Here is a 16,712-nt window from a genome sequence, read left to right on the forward strand (position 1 = left end):
GTGAAACTCACCGCGATCACGGCCGCGGCCGCCACCGCGTTCCTGGCCCTCACCGCCTGCAGCGACCCGGCCTCCGGACCCGCCGCCACCCCGGCCGGGAGCGGGCAGCCCGCCGCCTGGGCCGCGCCCACCGCGCGGCTCGACGGCACCGCGCTCACCATCTGGGCCGCGCAGAACAGCAACACCGTGCCCAAGCAGGTCATCGACGCCTTCACGAAGGCCACCGGCGCCAAGGTGGACGTCGTCACCATCCCGGACCCGTACGAGCAGGGCGTGCAGACCAAGGTGGCCACCGGCGACAAGCCCGACCTGGCCTTCTGGCAGCCGACCGCGTCCATGCTCACCGCGCTGAACGCCAGGACCAACCTGCAGCCGCTGGACGGCGCCCCCTGGCTCGCCTCGATGACGCCCGAGCTGCGCGACATCACCGGCCTGCTGGACAAGACCCGCTATGCCGCCCTCATCACCAGCCCGGCCGTCGAAGGCGTCTACTACAACAAGGAGGTCTTCGCCGCCAACGGCGTCACCGCGCCGCCCAAGAACTTCGACGAGATGGTGGCGACGGCCCGCAAGCTCAAGGGCAAGGGCGTCACCCCGTTCTTCGAGATGGCCGGCGACAAGTGGGCCACCCAGTGGTGGGTGCAGGTGCAGCTCGCCGACGCCGCCCGCGACGGCCTGTGGGACCGGGTCAACACCGGCAAGGAGACCTTCGCCGACAAGACCATCCTGGACGCGATCAAGAAGTACAAGGCGCTGATCGGCGAGGGCCTGTTCAACTCCGACATCAAGACGGCGACGTTCGAGGACCAGGGCGCGGCGCTGCTGGCCGGGAAGGCGGCGATGGCCGTCCAGGTGAACTCGTTCTTCGGCCAGCTCCAGGCCAAGGCCGACACCGCGACGCTGGACAAGAAGATCGGCTTCTTCCCCATCTCGCCGTCCGGCAACGTCGGCACGTTCATCCCCGACCAGAGCAACGCGCTGGTGGCCTTCAGGACCGGCGACGCCAAGCGCGAGGCGGCGGCCCGCCAACTGCTGTCGTACTGGATGGGCCCCGGCTACCAGAGCTTCATCGCCGACCGGAAGACCGTCTCGCTGCGCGCCGACGTGCCCAGCCCGGCCGGAGTGCCGCAGGCGCTGCTCGACGTGCACAAGTCGCTCGGTGACGCGGTCGGGTCGATGCAGGCGCTCGCCGTGGCCAACCCCGACCTGTACCTCAACCTGGCCGACATGATCACCGGCAGCCTGACGCCCGAGCAGGTGGCCGCCGCGACCCAGAAGCAGTTCGCCCAGCTCGCGAAGGCTGCTGGAGCCTCCGGGTTCTGACCACATGACCGACACCAGCGCGCGCCGCACGCATCCCATGTGGTTCCTCGGCCCGGCCTTCGCGATCCTGTTCGTCTTCTTCTTCCTGCCGACCCTGTTCAACTTCATCTACGCCTTCACCGACTGGTCCAGCTTCAAGAGCGAGATCCGCCCGGTGGGGCTGGACAACTTCACCGACCTGCTGTCGGACGGCACGCTGTTCGCCGCGCTGCGCATCACGGTCGTGTACGCCGTCCTGGTGGCGCTGTTCCAGAACCTCTTCGGGTTCGGCCTGGCCGTGCTGCTGGAGCGCGACACCTGGCTGAACCGGGTCGCGCGGCTGTTCTTCCTCATCCCGGTGCTGATGTCGGCTCTGGCGGTCGGCTACGTCTTCCAGGCGCTGCTGAAACCCAACGGCAGCCTGAACGGCCTGCTCGGCGGTCTGCTCGGCCACCCGGTCAGCATCGCCTGGCTCGGCGACACCACCTGGACGCTGGTCGTGGTCTCGGTCATCCACGCCTGGAAATGGATGGGGCTGTCCATGCTCATCTACTTGGCCGGGCTGAAGACCGTGCCGGAGGACATCACTGAGGCGGCCAGGATGGACGGCGCCTCGCCCTGGCAGGCGTTCTGGTCGATCCGCTTCCCGCTGCTCGCGCCCGCGGTGACCTTCAACGTCGCCACCGCGCTGCTCGGCTCGATGAACGGCTTCGACATCGTCCAGGCCACCACCGGGGGCGGGCCGGCGCGCAGCACCGAGATCCTCAACATCTTCATCTACCGCACCTTCGGCCAGGGCCTGTTCGCGCAGGCCACGACCATGAGCCTGGTGCTGTTCCTGCTGGTCGGGCTGCTGGCCTTCCCCGTCATCCGGACCCTGCGCAAGCGAGAGGAGATCCTGTGACCATCCCCGCGTACGGCGTCCGGGTCCGGCCGCCCCGGGCGAGCGGCCTGGCGGCGCGGCTGCGGCCCTTCGCCGTCGTCGCGCTCGTCGTCACCGTCATGGGCGTGCCGCTGTGGCTGATCGTCTCGACGGCGGCCAAGTCACAGGCCGAGGCGCTCTCGCCGGACCTGTCGCTGCCGTCGCGCTGGCTGCTCTGGGAGAACCTCGCCCAGGTGTGGACCCAGGGCGACATCCCGGCCGCCTTCCTCGGCAGCGTGCTGATCGTGGTCCCGGCCGTCGCCCTGGTGCTGACGTTCGGCTCCATGGCGGCGTGGATCCTGGCCCGCCGGGCCGGCCGGCTCACCGCCGTCCTGTACGCGCTGGCCATCAGCGGCATCGTGCTGCCACCCGCCGTGGTGACGATCGTGCTGCTGCTGCGCCAGCTCGGCCTGGCCGGGACCCTCACCGGTATGATCGGCGTGTACGTCGGCATCTACCTGTCGACCGTCGTCTTCTTCGTCACCGGCTTCGTCCGCACGGTGCCGCTGTCGATCGAGGAGGCCGCGCGCATGGACGGCGCGGGCCCGGTGCGGGTCTTCGTCTCGGTCATCCTGCCGATGTTGCGCCCGGTGCTGGCCACCGCCACGATCCTCATCTGCCTGTACGTGTGGAACGACGTCTTCTACGCGTTCTTCGTCATCGGCGGACGGATGGACACCTTGCCCCTGAACCTCTTCCAGGTGGCCAACGCCGGGCTCTACCTCAACAACTGGCACTTGATCTTCGCTTACATCATCCTGATGAGCCTGCCGCTGCTGGTCGTCTTCGCCGTGGCGCAGCGCAAGATCATCTCCGGGATCACCGGGGGCGCGGTGAAGTGATCATTGGGGGACGTTCCACTTCTGCGGGTCGAGGCCGTTGCAGTCATAGATCTGCAGGCGGGTGCCGTTGGCCGTGGCGCCTTGGGGGGCGTCGAGGCAGCGGCCCGACTGCGGGTTCAGCAGTGAGCCGTTGGCCTGGCGGCGCCACTGCTGGCCGCCCGCGGTGTTGCACTGCCACAGCTGGACCTTGCTGAAGTTCGCGGTGGCGTTGGCGTCGATGTCGAGGCACTTGCCGAACGCCCGGACAGTGCCGTTCGGGTGCATGGACCAGCGCTGGCCGGTGGCGGTGCCACAGTCCCAGAGCTGGACGGCGTTGCCGTTGGTGTTCGTGTTGGTGTTGACGTCCAGGCACTTGCCGGCCGTGGCCGGGCCGGTGATCTGGCCGACCGGGCCGCCCAGCGTGCCGATGCCGTAGCGGACCTGGCACTGGTTGCCGGTGAGCAGGGTTCCGGCCAGGTAGAGGAAGCTCGTGCCGTCGGCGGAGGGCACGATCGGGGAGCTGTAGCCGGGGCAGGCCGGCGCCCCGGCGGCGTATCCGCCGGTGGGGCTGATGTTGACCGGGGCCTCGATCTCGGTCCACGCTCCGGTGCCCAGGTTGGTGTTGGCGAACACGACCTGGCCCGACTCCCCGTTCACGGTCTTGTTCCCGGTGGGACCGGCGACCACGCGCTGGCCGGACATCAGCAGCGTGCCGTTGGGGCCGCCGCCGGGCAGCCAGGCGACGTAGGGAGTGTGCAGCAGCTCCCGGCTGTCGGAGGTGCGGACGATGGTCCCGGCCGCGCTCCAGTTGAGGCCGTCCGGGCTGGTCTTGGTGTACACCTCGCAGGCGTGGTCGGGGTCGGTGGCGTCGCGGCACAGCTCGTACGCCATCAGGAACGTGCCGTTCGGCAGCGCCGTGAGGATGGACATGCCGGGCCGGGCCAGGTTGTCGGCCGGGTAGGCCACGTCCTGGGTGAGGGTGGGGCTCCAGGTCTGGCCGCCATTGGTGGAGGTGTAGTGGCCGATGACCTGGTTGTTGGTCGGGGTGCCGGCGGGCCGCTCGTCGGAGATGAAGCAGGCCAGCGTGTTGTTCGGGGCGAGCAGGAACCACGGCTCCCAGGTGCCGTGCCCGACCGTGTTGGGCTGGCCGCTGCTCTGCGTGCAGTTGGACAGGTACGTCCAGGTCACGCCGTGGTCGGTGCTCTTGAACACCTCGACCTTCTGCGCGGTGAAGTCGCCGACGTGCCAGGCCGTGCCCGCCGCCAGCAGGTCGCCCTGGTTCAGCCCGTTCGCGGTGCGCGGCACCTCGTACAGGACCGGGGCGCCCAGGTCCCAGCCGGCGGTGTGCGAGGTGATCGTGGAGATGGGGTTGGCGGTCCAGGTGCGGCCGCCGTCGGTGCTGCGGTAGACCGGGAACGCGTTGGGCGCGTTGTGGTTGTTGCGGGCGAACGTGGCCAGCATGGTCTCGTTCGGCGAGCCGTCGTAGTCGAGCCGGACGGCCCTCGGGTAGCTGGCGTCACCCTGCGGATAGGTGGTCAGGTTGGGCGAGTAGAGCACCTGTCCGGCCGGGGCGGCCGAGGCGGGACCGGCCAGGGCGACGAGCAGCCCGGCGATCAGGGCGAGCGCCATCACCAGCGGTAACGGACGCCTGGGGGGTGCTATGCGCACGGTGTCTCCTGGGGTGGGGGCCCGGTGAGCGGATCTCACCGGGACGTTTCAGGGGGAGGCGGGCTCAGGGGCGGGCCTGGGGGTCGTCGCCGATGACCGGGGCGGTGTGGGTGTCCACGTCCACGGCGGAGCGGGCCAGGACGGCGCCGTCCGACACGAGCGCGATGTGCAGGCGGCCGCTGGTCCAGCCGTCGGGCAGTTCGGCGTGGACCTCGGCGGGCGCGCCGAGCAGGAACGGCTTGGCCTCGGCCGCCGCTCCGGCCGTTCCCGGCCGCGAGGGGGCGGGCCCGTAGACGGGGGACCAGGCGGTGTGCAGGTGACCGCTGACCGACTCCGTGCCGTGATGGGAGATCCGGACCGGGACCGTGACACGCCCGGTGTCGCTGAGCAGGTCACGGCCGGGCGCGACGGGGACCACGTCAAGGACGAGCGTCGTCGTCGCGTTGACGTGCGCCGGATCCACCCCGGCCAGGTCCTTGGCCCGGCGCTCGAAGTCCAGCAGCCCGGCCGACTCGTGCTCGATGTCGTACAGCTCGGTGTAGACGTACCCGGCCAGCCGGTCGTGGCGGCGCATCTCCTGGGTCTGCCAGCGCAACTGCCAGGCCCGTTCCACGGAGGTGAAGCCGGTTCCGTACTCGCTGTTGAGGTTCGGCAGGCCGCGCAGCGGCTGCGCCGGCGTCCCCGTCAGCTTCTTGCGGACCACGTAGTCGGGGCCGAGCGGCACGGGGAAGTCGTCCTGTTCGCCGTCGAGCAGCGCGGCGATCGTCTTACCCCAGGAGGCGGCGGACTCGTCGTAGTAGTGCCAGTCGAGCAGGTCCGTCTTCACGTGCGCCCAGCCGGAGTTGTCGACCGCGGGCCGGGACGGGTCGAGGGCCTTGAGCAGGTCGTACGCGCGGGCGACGGCCTCCTGCTTGGCCGGGTCGCCGGGGATGTCCCAGTCCAGGCCCCACTCCTCGTTGTACAGGCCCCAGATGACGATCGCGGGGGAGTTGCCGTCGCGCTCGGCCATCGGGGCGATCTGCGCCTCGAAGGCGGCGACCGACTCCGCCGAGAACCGGCCGGTGGCGGCGGGCTCGGCCCAGACCAGCATGCCGAGCGTGTCGGCGTGGTGGACGAAGCGCGGGTCCTCCAGCTTGAGATGCTTGCGCACCAGGTTGTAGCCGGCCGCGGCGGCCAGCTCGATGTCGTGGCGCAGCGCGGCGTCGTCGGGCGCGGTGATGCCGGTACGCGGCCAGTAGCCCTGGTCGAGCACGCCGCGTACGAACAGGCGGCGGCCGTTGAGATACAGGTCCTCGCCGGACACCTCGATCCGGCGCAGCCCGGTGTAGCCGGTGACCCGGTCGGTGCCGTCGTCCGAGACCAGCTCGGCGTCCACGTGGTAGAGGTGCGGGTCCTCGGGCGACCACAGCCGCGGCTCGGTGACCGCCACCACAGTCCGCGCGGCACCATCGGAGACCGTCACGTCCACCGTCGTTCCGTGGCCGCGCAGGGTCAGCCGGAGCGTGGCCGGAGACGGTCCCTCGACGCGGGCCTCGACGGCGATGCCATCCAGCCCCTCGGCCGGGCGCAGCTTCAGCGAAGCCAGGTAGGTCGCGGGCCGCGCCTCCAGCCAGACGCTCTGCCAGATGCCCGACGACGGGGTGAAGCACACGCCGTCGAAGTCGTCGCGCGGCACGCTGCGCTGCTTGCCGTGCGCGATCTCCCGCTTGTCGGCGGGGGAGGAGACCCGGACCACGATCTCCTGCTCGCCGTCACGCAGCGCGTCGGTGATGTCGGCCTCGAACGGCGTGTAGCCGCCCACGTGCCGGGCCACCTCGGTGCCGTTGACCCAGACGGTGGCCTCGTGGTGCACGGCCCCGAAGTGGAGGACGATCCGCTGCCCCGCCCACCCGGCGGGTACGGCGACCCGGCGGCGGTACCAGGCCACCGGCAGCCAGTGGGCCTCGATGCCGGACGCCGGGGTCTCCCAGGCGAACGGCACGGTGATGGTCCGGTCCCAGTCCTCGTCGGCGTCGGCCCGGAAGTCCCAGTCGCCGTTCAGGCTCGACCAGGTGTGCGACCGGTCGAAGTGGGGCCGGGGGTATTCCGCACGCGGCGTCATGGTGCTCCGATCATGAGAGAGAGGGGTGTCCGGTCAGCCCTTGACGCTGCCGGCGAGGATTCCGCTGATGAAGTGGCGCTGCAGCAGGATGAAGATCACCAGCAGCGGCAGCATGGCGATGCTGCCGGCGGCGAGCAGCTCACCCCAGACGGTGGCGAAGTCGGCGCCGACGCGGTTGCCGGTGACGTTCTGCGCCAGGGTCGACAGCACCACCTGGAGGGTCTGGTGCTCGGTGTCGTTGACGGCGACGACCGGCCAGACGAAGTCGTTGTAGATGTTCATGGTGGTCAGCACCGCCAGCGCGACCAGGCCGGGCCGGATCACCGGGATGACGACCCGGTAGAAGACCCCGAACTCGCTCGCGCCGTCCACCCGTCCGGCGTCGAGCAGCTCGTCCGGGATGGCGGCGATGACCTGGCGCATCCAGAAGATGCTGAACGCGTCGACGCTGCCCGGCAGGATCAGCGCCTGGTAGGTGTTGACCCAGCCCAGCGCGCTCATCTCCAGCAGCAGCGGGATGATCAGCACCAGGGTGGGCAGCATCAGGGTGAGCATCACCACCCCGAACAACGCGTTCTTGCCGGGGAAGGTGTACTTGGCGAAGGCGTACCCGGCCAGCGGGCAGAACACCATCGTCATCGCGCCCTTGACCGCCAGGACCAGCGCGGTGTTCACGAAACCGGTGCCGATCGGCACGTCGGCGAACATCGCCCGGTAGTTGTCCAGCGTCACGGCGCCCACCGACAGCGGGCTGGTGATGATCTCGGTGGCCGGCTTGAGCGAGGAGCTGAGTGCCCACCAGATCGGGTACAGGAACGCGATGGCGAGCAGCACGAGCACCGCGTACTGCACTGGGCCGGGCCGGGCCTGCTTCATGAAACCTCCTCTTTCGGGCGCAGCAGCCGGACCGCGCCCAGCGAGAGGCCGAACACGAGCAGCACCAGCAGGAAGGAGTTGGCGGCACCGGTGCCCAGGTCGGATGCCGAGATGTGTTCATAGAGGTAGAGGCCGGCCGTGGTGGTGGAGCCGTACGGGCCGCCCTCGGTGACCACGTACGGCTCGGCGAACATCTGGAACACCGCCAGCGTCTGCACGACCACCAGGAAGGCGATGCTCCGCCGGACCAGCGGGACGGTCAGCGACCAGAACTGCCGCCACCGCGAGGCGCCGTCGATCGAGGCGGCCTCGTACACCGCTCCGGGAACGGCCTGCAGCCCGGCGAGCAGGATGATGATCGCGAATCCGGTGGTCTTCCACAGGAACAGCAGCGCGAGCGTCGGCTTGGCCCACGCGGTGGAGGTCAGCCAGCCCACGGCGGGCAGGCCCACCAGGCCGAGCACGTGGTTGACCAGCCCGTAGTCCTCGTCGAACACCACGATCCACACCTGCGCCATGGCCACCAGCGGGGTCACGAACGGCGCGATGAACGCCACCCGGAACAACCCGCGCAGCCGCAGCCGCGCGTTGGCCAGCAGCACCGCCGCGCCCAGCCCGGCGACCACCTGGATCGGCACGATCAGCAGCCACATCACCGCGCTGTTGCCGAGCGAGGCCCAGAAGTCGGGGTTGGTCAGCAGATAGACGTAGTTGCCCACGCCGACCCAGGTGGCCTCGCCCGCGCCGCGCCAGCGGGTGAAGCTGAGCCGCAGCGCGTACATCAGCGGGTAGACGCCGAAGGCCGCGAAGACCACGAAGAACGGGGCGATGAACAGGTACGGCGACAGCCGGGGCAGGCGCCGCGAGCCGATGGCGGCCCGCCTGGCCGTCGTGGCGGTGAGACCCGCCATCAGGACCGGTCGATCAGGTTGCGCTGGATCTTCTTGGCCGACTCGGCGATCACGTCGTCGGGGGACATCTTCCCCTCGATCAGGCGCTGGGTGTTGTCACCGAGATAGTCCACGGACTGGGCCCACCACACGGGCAGCGGCGCCGCGGCCGGGATGGTGGCGGCGGCCTCGACGGCGACCTTCCACAGGTCCTGGCCGCCGAGCGCGTCGATCGGCTTGAACAGCGGCTTGTCCGGCCGCAGCGCCGGGCTGAAGGAGGGCACGGAGGTGGACAGGCCGCCGGGGTAGATGCTGTTGGGGCCGTACACGGCGGTGTATCCGGGCTCGGTGAAGCACAGGAACTCATACAGCAGCCAGGCCAGCTCCGGGTTCTTCGCCTTGGCGGGGATGATGAAGCTGCTGCCGCCCATCGCGCCGCTGCGGGCGCCGCCGGGCGTCCACGCGGGCAGCGGCGCGGCCCGCCACTTGCCCTTGGTCGCCTTGAGGAGCTGCTGCGGCGCGAACGACCACCAGATCGCCCACGGGACGAACACCTGCTGCCCGCTGTCGAGGGTGTTGATGTCGGCCGCTTCCAGGTAGGGCGCGTGGGTGACCAGCTCGCCCTTGACCGCGTCCTGGATCCAGCCCAGCGTCCGCCGGTATTCAGCCGACTCCAGCCGCAGCTTGCCCTGCGCGTCGGCGAGGCTCGTGCCCTGCTGGTTGGCCAGCATCTCCAGCCAGAGCTGGCCGAGGAACGGGTTCTTGTCCAGGTGGATGGGCCTGGTCTTCGGGTCCTTCTCCTTGATCGTCCGGGCGGCGGTCAGCAGGTCGTCGTAGGTGCTGATCCCGGCCGGGTCGACCCCGGCGTCCTGCAAAATGTCCTCGCGGTACCAGAGCAGGCCGGGGTCCAGATCCCACGGCACGCCGTAGATCTTGCCGCCGACGGTGTTGACGGACAGCTTGTACGGCGCGATCTTGTCGCGGTACGGGCTGATCAGGTCGGTCAGGTCGTACAGGTGCTCGGACTGACCGCCGATCTTGGCGTCGTCCCAGAAGCTGCCGTCCGGCACGTCGGTGCCGCTGATCAGGGTGTTGGCCAGCTTGGCGTCGATGTCGACGGCCTGGTGGTTCACCTTGACCCCGGGATAGGCCTCCCGGAACTTCCCGATCGCCGCGTCGAACACCTTGAACAGGTCTCCGGAGCGGTTCCAGATGGTGATCTCGCCCTTGGCGGACGCGGACGAGGTCGTGGTCGGCTTGGCCAGCTTGCTCGGCGCCGCGCTGGTGCCGCCGCCGGGAGCGCAGGCGCCGGCCGCGGCCAGCGCGCCAATCCCGAGCGCTCCCTTGAGGAAGCCGCGGCGGGCCATGGCGGGTGTGGACATCTTTACTCCTCCGGCGGGGGTACGGCACAGTCGTCCCCACAGTAGGGGAAGCGACCTGGTGAAAGCTCTGCAACGATGCAGACATCATGCATGTGCCTCTGCAACGATGCAAGAGTGAGTTATGATCCAGAACGACGACCGAGGAGGAACATGGCCGGCCCAACGCTGCGTGACGTCGCCAAACGGGCGAATGTCTCGATTCGCACGGTGTCCAACGTGGTCAACGGCTACGCGCCGGTCTCCGACGAGCTGCGGGCCCGGGTGCAGGTCGTGCTGGACGAGCTGGGCTACCGCCCCAACCTCATCGCCCGCAACCTCAAGCAGGGGCGTACCGGGATGATCGCCCTGGTCGTCCCCGAGCTGGACGTCCCCTACTTCGCCGAGCTGGTGCGTGAGGTGATCACCGCGGCCCGCGCGCAGGGCTACGTGGTGATGGTCGACCAGACCGACGGCGACGCCGAGCGGGAGCGGGAGCTGCTGGCCCGCGACTCACGGGCGACGATGTTCGACGGGCTGCTGCTGAGCCCGCTGGCGATCTCCGCCGAGGACCTGCGCGGGCGGGGCAACCGGGTCCCGATCGTGCTGCTCGGCGAGCACATCTTCAACGGCAGCTTCCACCACGTCGCCATCGACAACGTCGCCGCCGCCCGTGAGGCCACCGCGCACCTGCTGGAGCAGGGCCGCCGCCGCGTCGCCGCGATCGGCGACCAGCCGTACGCCACCGGTGAGACCGCCCAGCTCCGCACGTCCGGCTACCGCCAGGCACACGCCCGCTTGGGACTGGCCGTGGACGACCGGCTCATCGTCCCGACTCCCCGCTTCCACCGGCGCCTGGGCCTGGAGGCGATGGAGCACCTGCTCGCGTTGCCCGACCCGCCCGACGCCGTGTTCTGCTACAACGACCTGCTCGCCCTCGGCGCGATGCGCGCCCTGACCAGGGCCGGCCGCCGGATCCCCGACGATGTCGCGGTGATCGGCATCGACGACATCGAGGAGGGCCAGTACAGCACGCCCAGCCTCACCACGGTCGCCCCGGACAAGGCGGAGATCGCCCGCCTGGCGGTGGACATCCTCCTGCAGTCGATCAACGGCACGGCCACCACCCCGTCGGAGCTCGTCGTCCCGCACCGCCTCATCGTCCGGGAGAGCACCGCGACCTGACCGACGGCTCCCTCACGTGCCTGTATTCACGGCGTAAAGCCCGACCGGGGGATGCCCAGCCTGAGTCTCGGCATGGGCTCGGACGGTAAAAATCCAGGTCAGAAGCCCTCTCGGCGGGCAGGCTCAGGGCATCCGATGGGTTGTAGCCGTGGAGAGCGGGGTCAGTAACCATCCCCGCTGACACCAGAAATTCCACGGAGAACACTGTGTTTATTCTGCGCTTCCTCGGCATGACCCGCCCGCCGGTGCCCATGCCGCCGGATATCTTCTCAGGCGGCAGCTCTGGTGCGGAACTTGCGCGCCGTCGTCGCCGTCACCGCCACTGAGTTCAACGCTCAACCCAGAAAGACGCTCGGCGGGGAGATTCCTCGCCGGGCGTTTCGCTGCGCCGGCCCTCGGGTGTGTAGCACGGCGTTATGAGGTGGCAGGGTGTGAGTCCGCAACCTTGGCGCCACCCCTAGCCAATACCGGGCCGCCACCCTGCCGGACCAGCGCAACACCGGTACGCGTCGTACGCCGACACGCTGCTAGCGTGTGCTCGTGCCGAAGACAGACAAGGTGCGCCGTCGCTGAGAGCGACGGCGCAAAACCCCAGTTCTCGCCGTCGCTCCTGAGCCTTGGCCAGGAGCGCCTTCGTGGCGCTCGGATTTCCCTTGTTCCGGAGCGCACCCATGTTCGCCTTGTCTTCTCGTCAACGTCGGCGTGTCCTTGTCGCTGACCTCATTTCCACCGCGGTGTTCCCGCTCGCCATCACCGGCGCGACAGCGGCTGTCCCCGACGCGACCGCGCAGTTGCCCGGTGCGGATGCCCTGGGCCCGTGGATCGTCCTCGCCTACAACGGGCTCTTCGCCGCGGCCCTGCTGCTGGCGGGGGCGACAGCGGACCGTACCGCCCGCACCCGGTTCTTCGCCGTCGGCAACATCGTCGTCGCGGCCACCGGGGTCTTGTCGGCCCTCGCTCCGGACCTGTCGTCTCTGGTAGCCCTCCGTGCGGTCGCTGGCGTCGGGGCGGCCATGTGCGCCGCCGGTGGATCGTCGATGGTCTTGGCCGTGTACCCGCCGGAGGAGCGGCGTCGGGTGTACGGCTACGCGGGCGTCGTGCTGGGCAGCAGCCTGGCGCTGGGACCGATCGTCGCCCAGGCCCTCATGGCCGTGGGAGGTTGGCCGCTCGTCTTCGTCGCGCCGGGGGCTGTCGCCGCCGTCGCGGCCTTGGTCACGCTCGGGCTTCCGGGTCTTCGCAGCCCCGAGGTGTCCGATGACTTCGACCTTGCCGGCGCCGTCCTGTTCGGAGTGACCATCGCCGCGGTGGTGACCGCACTCGGGCCTGGCCTTGGGGCTGGCGTCCCGTGGTGGGGACCGGGCGTGCTCATCCTCGTCGCGGCAGCCGGCGCCACCGGGCTCATCCGCGTGGAACGGCGCGCAGCTGATCCCGCGATCCCCGTGGACTTGTTGCGGATCCCCGCCTATCGCGCGTACGCCGTGGCGACGGGTGCCTTCATGGGGATGCTCGTGGTGGGATTGACCGTCCTCCCGCAGCTCGGCGCTGTCCAGAACATGGGTCCAGGCGAGGCGGCGATCATGCTCAGCCTGCTGACCGTGCCATCGACGGTCCTTCCGCTCCTTGCCGCTCGGCTCGCGCGCCGACTGGCACGGCAGATGGTGACAACCGCCCTGTTCGCCTGCACCGTCACCGCCGTCATCCTCCAGGTGACCGACCATCCTGCCGCTCTTCTCGTGGCGGCCGGGGTCATCGGGCTGTGCCTGGGGCTGACCGAAGGCGTCCCGGACGGGCAGGCGCTCACGTACGTGCCCTCCCATCGCGGAGGGGCGGGCGCCGCGCTGTTCAGCACGACGCGGATGAGCCTGGAAACTCTCACCCTGGCCGCCGCCACCGGGGTGATGGCGGCTCTCGGCCCCTCATCCGGGATGGCAGTCGCCGGAGCCGTGTGCCTCGCCGCCGCTCTCATCGTCCAGCAAGCCGTCCCCTCCCGCGACACATAGCCCACCGCCGTCGCCACTCGCATCTCTCAGCTCGCGGGAGCGAAGTCGGCGAATCTTGGGGTGTTCGGCTCGTGGGGCACGCGTGCCGCGGTGGCGGCGAAGCTGATCGCGTGGTACCAGCCGCAGAGCAGGAGCAGATCGAGGAGCTGGCCGTCGTCTATGACCTCCGCGAGCCGGGCCCACAGTGCGTCGTCGATGTCGCAGTTGGCGTGCAGGGCGTCGACGGCCTCGATCAGCAGGCGTTCCCGCGGGGACTCCCAGCACGGATCGTCGGGCGTCCCGTGCGTCACCGAGACGATCTGCGCGGTGGTCAGCCCGACCCGCTCGGCGAACATCGACACATGCACGCCCCACTCGTACTCGCAGCGGCACCGCGCACACGTACGGGCGATCGTGATCTCCCGCTCCCGCATGCTCAGCGTCAGCTGACGCCCCAGCTCGTAACGGCCCCATCCGTGCATCGCACCGGTCATCGGAAGATTACCGGCGAACATCCTGAACAGCCCGATCGGCGGCACACCCGTCGGCATCATGCTCTCCAACTGCGCCCCGACCTCGGGCTCGTACGGCGGCTCCACAAGCGCTATGCGCGACATCCACCCTCCCAGGTGTTTCGGAAATCGAAACGGCCGCCTCGATGCTAATGTTTCGGAAAACGAAACACAAGGAGGGGCATGTCCACGAATCGGACTCCGCTTCCTGGCCGGCCCGTCCGCGGCTCCAAGACAGGCCGGCCGCTGATGGCCGCCATGGACCTACTGAGCCGCCGCTGGGCGCTGCGGATCATCTGGGAGTTGCGAGACGGCCCGCTCGGCGCGCGCCCGCTACTCGCACGCTGCGAAGGACTGTCCTCCAGCGTCCTGTACCAGCGCCTCGACGAACTGACGACCGCCGATCTGGTCGCCCCCAGTGAGGCCGGCTACACGCTGACCGACGTGGGAATGTCCCTCGGCCCCGCCCTCCACGAGCTCAACATCTGGGCCGACGCCTGGGCCGAGACCATCCACGCACGCTCACCTGAACAGCCCCACTGACCCGACTCCAGATCGGGCCCAGGACTGGCGACCTCTGAGATGACGCGGTTGGTTGGCTCGTCGCTGTAGCCGAGCATTTGAGCGATCACCGGTGCCGGTACTTGGAGAGCGGGGCTGAGCCGGTGTCGGGGGCCGGTTCCAGCCGACGCGCTGTCAGTTGATCGCGGTCATGCCTGCTCCGGCGATCTTGATGTCGTCGCTCCAGTGGCCGCCGGACACGCCGATGCCTCCGACGATATGGCCGTCGACCGTGATCGGGATCCCGCCGCCGAACGCCACCAGGCGGTCGACGCCGGTGGGGGCGCCCAAGGCCAGCGGGGCATCATCCTTGATGAACTCGTGCCACTGCTCGGTGCTCATCCCGAAGCCTGCGGCGGTGTAGGCCTTGTCCTGGGCGACCTGTGCGGCCATCACCGGCGCGCCATCCATGCGGATGAACGCGGTCAGGTGCCCGGCGGCGTCGACGACGGCGATGGCGTACGCGATCGAGGTTTCCCCAGCGGCCTCGACGGCCGCGTCGATGATGGCGCGGGCTGCGGCGTGGGTGATGGACGGGTTCTGCGTGACGTACTTCATCGATATCTCCTTAGGCGATTGTCCGACACGAGCTCGAGAGGGCCGCTGTTCCTTCGGGGTCAGCGCGCCTGGGCGGTGTCGGCTGCCGCGGGTGCTGAGTGGCGCCGCTTCTCGACGCGAACGGGGATCACGGCAACCGCCAGCAGCGGAAAGACCGCAGCAGCCGCGAACGCGGTCGCGTACCCGTCGGCTCCGATCACCATGGCCATGATCGGCGGGGTCGCCGCGGCGACCGCGTTCTGCGCGGTGTTCTGGATGCCCAGCGCCCGGCCGGCCCAGGCGCGGCCGGCGTGCTCCGCGACGGCGGTGAACGCCAGCCCGTTGGGGCTGACGGACACGATCGAGGCGGCCACCACCGCACCGACCGCGATGGCGGATCCGCCCGCCGCACCCGCGGCCAAGATCGCGACAACGACCGCGATAGCCACCGAGACCGTGCGCATCGGGCGCATGCGGCTGCCGACCCGGTCCGACCACCAGCCCGACAGCAACCGCGCGGCGGCACCGCCGATCTGCGCGGCGGCCAGCATGTGCCCCGCCTGGGAGGGATCCCAGCCGCGCTCGTCGATCAGGAACACCAGAGCGAACGTGGCCACCGTGAACTGCGGCACGATCAGCAGGGCGCTGGCGCCGTGGAGACGCCACAGCATCGAGGTGCGATACGGCGACCCCGCCCGCTCGTCCGAACCTGCCGGCGTCCGTTGCGGATCGCGGACCACGGCGGCCACCAACACGGCCGCCGCCAGGCAGAACACGGACATGAACACCAGGGCCGGGATGCGGCCCGTGGCGGCCAACGCCGGCAGGGCGATCGCCGCGATCGCCACCCCCAGCGGCTGAGCGGTCTGCCGCAGCCCCATCGCCAGACCGCGTTCGTGGGCGGTGAACCAACCCAAGATCAACCGCCCGCTGGAGGCGTGTACGGAGGCGCCGGCAGCCCCCGCCAGCAGGAAACAGAAACCCAGCGCGACCGCGCCGTCCATCTGGGTTGCCACCGTCAGCACCGCTCCGGCCGCGACCAGCCCACCGGCCAGCACCCACCGCTCGCCCCACCGATCGGCGGCGGCACCCCAGGCGACCAGAGTCAGCAGCAACCCGGCAGTCGGCGCGGCGGCCAGCACACCCGCGGTGCTCAACGACAAGCCTTCATCGCGTAGCGCGGGCATGAGGTAGGCCAGGCCGAACTGGAACGTGCAGCCCGCGGTCATGGCGAGCATTCCCACCGCCAGTACGGCCCACCGGCGCCTGTCACCGTCTTGCCGCACCGCCATCGCGGTGCGCGCACTCGTGTTGCCCACAGAGTCCTCCCCATCCTCCAGCCACGCTCCCGGCCCTTGTTCGATGCCTGACAGTTAACAGTAAGCATGCTGATAGAGGCAAGTGCGCTGTTTGTTGCCAGCCAGTAACCTGGCAGCATGCACTACTCCGAGCGCCTTCTCGCCTATGTCAAACGCGCTGAGCAGACCACTCAGCAGGCCAAGGAGAACGTCCTGCGCGAGTTCGGCATGACCGCCGCCCAACAGGCAGCGCTCGCCATCCTCAGCGACCACGACGGCATCACCTCCGCCGAACTCGCCCGCAAGGTCGGCGTCACCGCGCAGACCATGAACAGCACGGTCAGCCGCCTGGAGGCTCGCGGCCTGATTGCCCGCGCCTCTCATCCGATGCACGGCACTCTCATCGAGATCCGTCTTACCGATCACGGCCGAGACCTGTTCGATCGCGCGGATGCCCGCGTGGCCGAACTCGACACGGCACTGGGCGCAAACCTGTCCGCCAAGGAACTCGACACGCTCAAGAAGCTGTTGACCCGCCTCGGCGACACCGCGACCCAGGCAGCCAAGCGCTGACGCAAGCCGACGCTGACCTTTTCATCCCGGCCCAGGGATCACATCACCATCTTGAGCGGACGATTCTGACGCTGGGCACCTAATGTCCGTCACCAGGGGCCTTTCGTAGTCTCGAACCCAGCCCACGAG

General features: G+C 69.6%; 15 protein-coding genes. 7 read left to right on the top strand and 8 right to left on the bottom strand.

Annotated elements, in window-relative coordinates; translation table 11 throughout:
• From KLK06_RS51145 to KLK06_RS62760, 3 genes are read left to right on the top strand one after another with little or no spacing between them, the layout of a single operon-like run.
• Window positions 1-1,323, top strand: coding sequence for an ABC transporter substrate-binding protein (locus tag KLK06_RS51145; RefSeq protein ID WP_214643127.1), 1,323 nt, complete (start codon window positions 1-3; stop codon window positions 1,321-1,323).
• A 4-nt stretch (window positions 1,324-1,327) separates the two neighbouring features.
• On the top strand, window positions 1,328-2,206 hold the full coding sequence (locus tag KLK06_RS51150; protein ID WP_214643128.1) for a carbohydrate ABC transporter permease: 879 nt from the start codon (window positions 1,328-1,330) through the stop codon (window positions 2,204-2,206).
• On the top strand, window positions 2,203-3,066 hold the full coding sequence (locus KLK06_RS62760) for a carbohydrate ABC transporter permease (RefSeq protein ID WP_214643129.1): 864 nt from the start codon (window positions 2,203-2,205) through the stop codon (window positions 3,064-3,066). The genes KLK06_RS51150 and KLK06_RS62760 overlap by 4 nt, the downstream gene beginning before the upstream one ends.
• On the opposite strand, the gene KLK06_RS62765 is transcribed toward KLK06_RS62760, so the two are convergent.
• The 5 genes from KLK06_RS62765 to KLK06_RS51180 all read right to left on the bottom strand — a co-directional run bounded on the left by KLK06_RS62765 (window position 3,067) and on the right by KLK06_RS51180 (window position 9,962).
• Window positions 3,067-4,713 carry a ricin-type beta-trefoil lectin domain protein gene (locus KLK06_RS62765; RefSeq protein WP_214643130.1) on the bottom strand — a complete coding sequence of 549 codons (1,647 nt, stop codon included), beginning with the start codon at window positions 4,711-4,713 and terminating at the stop codon, window positions 3,067-3,069. It abuts the gene before it with no gap.
• Window positions 4,714-4,777: 64 nt separating this feature from the next.
• A complete protein-coding gene (locus KLK06_RS51165; protein WP_214643131.1) occupies window positions 4,778-6,814 on the bottom strand; it encodes a glycoside hydrolase family 2 protein in 2,037 nt (678 codons plus the stop codon).
• A gap of 33 nt (window positions 6,815-6,847) precedes the next feature.
• Window positions 6,848-7,690: a carbohydrate ABC transporter permease gene (locus KLK06_RS51170; RefSeq protein ID WP_214643132.1), complete on the bottom strand. Its 843-nt coding sequence runs from the start codon at window positions 7,688-7,690 to the stop codon at window positions 6,848-6,850.
• Window positions 7,687-8,601, bottom strand: coding sequence for a carbohydrate ABC transporter permease (locus KLK06_RS51175; protein ID WP_214643133.1), 915 nt, complete (start codon window positions 8,599-8,601; stop codon window positions 7,687-7,689). Before KLK06_RS51175 ends, KLK06_RS51170 begins: the two co-directional genes overlap by 4 nt.
• Complete coding sequence (locus KLK06_RS51180; protein WP_214643134.1) at window positions 8,601-9,962, bottom strand: ABC transporter substrate-binding protein; 1,362 nt, start codon at window positions 9,960-9,962, stop codon at window positions 8,601-8,603. Before KLK06_RS51180 ends, KLK06_RS51175 begins: the two co-directional genes overlap by 1 nt.
• A gap of 150 nt (window positions 9,963-10,112) precedes the next feature.
• Here KLK06_RS51180 and KLK06_RS51185 point away from each other — a divergent pair, with 150 nt between their 5' ends.
• Together KLK06_RS51185 and KLK06_RS51190 are read left to right on the top strand one after the other, a co-directional pair.
• Complete coding sequence (locus KLK06_RS51185) at window positions 10,113-11,123, top strand: LacI family DNA-binding transcriptional regulator (protein ID WP_214643135.1); 1,011 nt, start codon at window positions 10,113-10,115, stop codon at window positions 11,121-11,123.
• Window positions 11,124-11,857: 734 nt separating this feature from the next.
• Window positions 11,858-13,123 carry an MFS transporter gene (locus KLK06_RS51190; RefSeq protein ID WP_308168833.1) on the top strand — a complete coding sequence of 422 codons (1,266 nt, stop codon included), beginning with the start codon at window positions 11,858-11,860 and terminating at the stop codon, window positions 13,121-13,123.
• Window positions 13,124-13,149: 26 nt separating this feature from the next.
• On the opposite strand, the gene KLK06_RS51195 is transcribed toward KLK06_RS51190, so the two are convergent.
• The gene (locus KLK06_RS51195) at window positions 13,150-13,719 is read right to left on the bottom strand and encodes a carboxymuconolactone decarboxylase family protein (protein ID WP_214643137.1); all 570 of its coding nucleotides are present in this window, start codon (window positions 13,717-13,719) and stop codon (window positions 13,150-13,152) included.
• Between the two features lie 78 nt (window positions 13,720-13,797).
• On the opposite strand from KLK06_RS51195, the gene KLK06_RS51200 reads away from it, so the two are divergent.
• The gene (locus tag KLK06_RS51200; RefSeq protein WP_250907341.1) at window positions 13,798-14,157 is read left to right on the top strand and encodes a helix-turn-helix domain-containing protein; all 360 of its coding nucleotides are present in this window, start codon (window positions 13,798-13,800) and stop codon (window positions 14,155-14,157) included.
• Window positions 14,158-14,310: 153 nt separating this feature from the next.
• Here KLK06_RS51200 and KLK06_RS51205 read toward each other — a convergent pair whose 3' ends face one another.
• Window positions 14,311-14,733: a heme-binding protein gene (locus KLK06_RS51205; protein WP_214643138.1), complete on the bottom strand. Its 423-nt coding sequence runs from the start codon at window positions 14,731-14,733 to the stop codon at window positions 14,311-14,313.
• A 59-nt stretch (window positions 14,734-14,792) separates the two neighbouring features.
• Window positions 14,793-16,031 carry an MFS transporter gene (locus tag KLK06_RS51210; protein WP_308168835.1) on the bottom strand — a complete coding sequence of 413 codons (1,239 nt, stop codon included), beginning with the start codon at window positions 16,029-16,031 and terminating at the stop codon, window positions 14,793-14,795.
• Between the two features lie 117 nt (window positions 16,032-16,148).
• Here KLK06_RS51210 and KLK06_RS51215 point away from each other — a divergent pair, with 117 nt between their 5' ends.
• On the top strand, window positions 16,149-16,583 hold the full coding sequence (locus tag KLK06_RS51215; RefSeq protein ID WP_214643139.1) for a MarR family winged helix-turn-helix transcriptional regulator: 435 nt from the start codon (window positions 16,149-16,151) through the stop codon (window positions 16,581-16,583).
• Window positions 16,584-16,712 lie beyond the last annotated feature (129 nt).

This window comes from Nonomuraea sp. NEAU-A123 (assembly GCF_018603905.1).
GTDB lineage: Bacteria > Actinomycetota > Actinomycetes > Streptosporangiales > Streptosporangiaceae > Nonomuraea.